The organism is Amnimonas aquatica (assembly GCF_002943415.1).
GTDB classification, from domain to species: Bacteria; Pseudomonadota; Gammaproteobacteria; order Pseudomonadales; family Moraxellaceae; genus Perlucidibaca; species Perlucidibaca aquatica_A.
The window spans coordinates 1-1,550 of record NZ_PTQZ01000303.1; the positions used below are offsets into that span (position 1 = coordinate 1).

At 67.9% G+C, this 1,550-nt stretch carries 2 protein-coding genes; one reads left to right on the top strand and one right to left on the bottom strand.

Translation table 11 applies throughout. The features are described from left to right. Nucleotides 1–64 precede the first annotated feature (64 nt). Complete coding sequence (locus C5O18_RS09345) at nt 65–1,069, top strand: putative solute-binding protein (RefSeq protein ID WP_105193357.1); 1,005 nt, start codon at nt 65–67, stop codon at nt 1,067–1,069. Between the two features lie 58 nt (nt 1,070–1,127). On the opposite strand, the gene C5O18_RS09350 is transcribed toward C5O18_RS09345, so the two are convergent. Further along, on the bottom strand, nt 1,128–1,550 hold a 423-nt coding region (locus tag C5O18_RS09350; RefSeq protein ID WP_146089329.1), incomplete at its 5' end, for a dioxygenase family protein.

The following is a 1,550-nucleotide window of genomic DNA, read 5'->3' on the forward strand; positions in this document are numbered from 1 at the left end:
CAAGAAGAAAGGTGAAAACATGATGTCTGCCGCAACTCCTTCCTGGCCGCGCGCCGCGCGCCGGATGATCTTCGTTCTCTGCGCTTCGCTGGCCGCCGCCCATGCCCTGGCGGCACCGGCCGCGCCGGCGGCGCTGAAGAAGGTCCGCCTGTGCGTCTTCGACCCGCTCGGCACCAACGGGCCGGCCTTCGCCAATGCCCGCGAATACATGCTGGAGGCGAGGAAGTGGGGCATCGACGCCGAGCTGCGCGCCTATCCGGAGGAGCGCGTGGTGGCCGAGGACCTGAAGGCCGGCCAGTGCGATGGTGCCGCCATCACCACCCTGCGCGGCAAGCAGTTCAATCACTTTGTCGGCAGTCTCGACGCCGTCGGCGCTGTGCCCGACAACGCGCACCTGAGGATGGTGCTGGCCACGCTGGCCGATCCCAAGATGGCGCCGCTGATGACCAGCGGCAAGTTCGAGGTGGTCGGCATCGCGCCGCTGGGGGCGGCCTATGTCATGGTGCGCGACCGCGCCATCAACTCGGTGGAGACCGCGGCCGGCAGGAAGGTGGCGGTGCTGGAGTGGGACAAGTCGCAGACCAAGATGGTGCAGCAGATGGGCGCGCAGCCGGTGGCGTCGGACATCACCAATTTCGCGACCAAGTTCAACAACGGTCAGGTCGACATCATCGCGGCGCCGGCGGTGGCCTTCAAGCCGCTGGAGATCTACCGCGGCATGGGTGACAAGGGCGCGGTCTACCGCTTCCCGCTGGCCATGATCACCGCGGTGCTGATCATTCGGCCCGAGGCCTTCCCGCCGGGCATCGGCCAGAAGCTGCGCGAGTTCGTCAACAGCCAGCTCGACAAGGCCTTCGAGTACATCGCGCGCGAGGAGAGGAACATCGACGCGAAGTACTGGATGGACCTGACGCCGGCCGACAAGGCCCGCTACGTGACCATGATGCGCGAGGCGCGCATCGTCATGATGAAGGACGGCGACTACGACCCGCGAATGATGAAGCTGCTCAAGCGCGTGCGCTGCAAGATCAACGCCGGCAACGCCGAGTGCGCGCTCAACGACGAGTGAGCCGCGCTGCCGACCCGTGTGCCCGAAGGCCCGGCGGACATCCGCCGGGCCTTTTGCGTCAGGCTGCCGCCGGTTGCGCGCCGATGATCAGCGAGGTCATCGACAGCGAGCCCAGCACGTCGTCATTGAAGGTCCGTATCTCGTCGTCATCGGTCTGCAGCGCCAGCGCGTACAGCAGCGGCAGGTAGTGTTCCGGCGTGGGGATGGCCAGCTGCGCCTCCGCGCCCAGCGTCTCGTAGTGCTGCAGCGCGCCGTGGGCACCCTCGGCGATGAGCCGGTTGAAGCGCTGCTGGGCGTGCAGGGCCCAGGGTTCGGCCCGGTCCAGCGGCCAGCGCAGCAGGCGCAGGTTGTGCACCATGTCGCCGCTGGCCACGATCAGCACGCCTTCGTCGCGCAGCGGCGCCAGATGGCGGGCCAGTTGGTAGTGCCAGGGGCCGTCGCGGTGGCGTGCCAGGCTGAGCTGCACCACCGGGATGTCCGC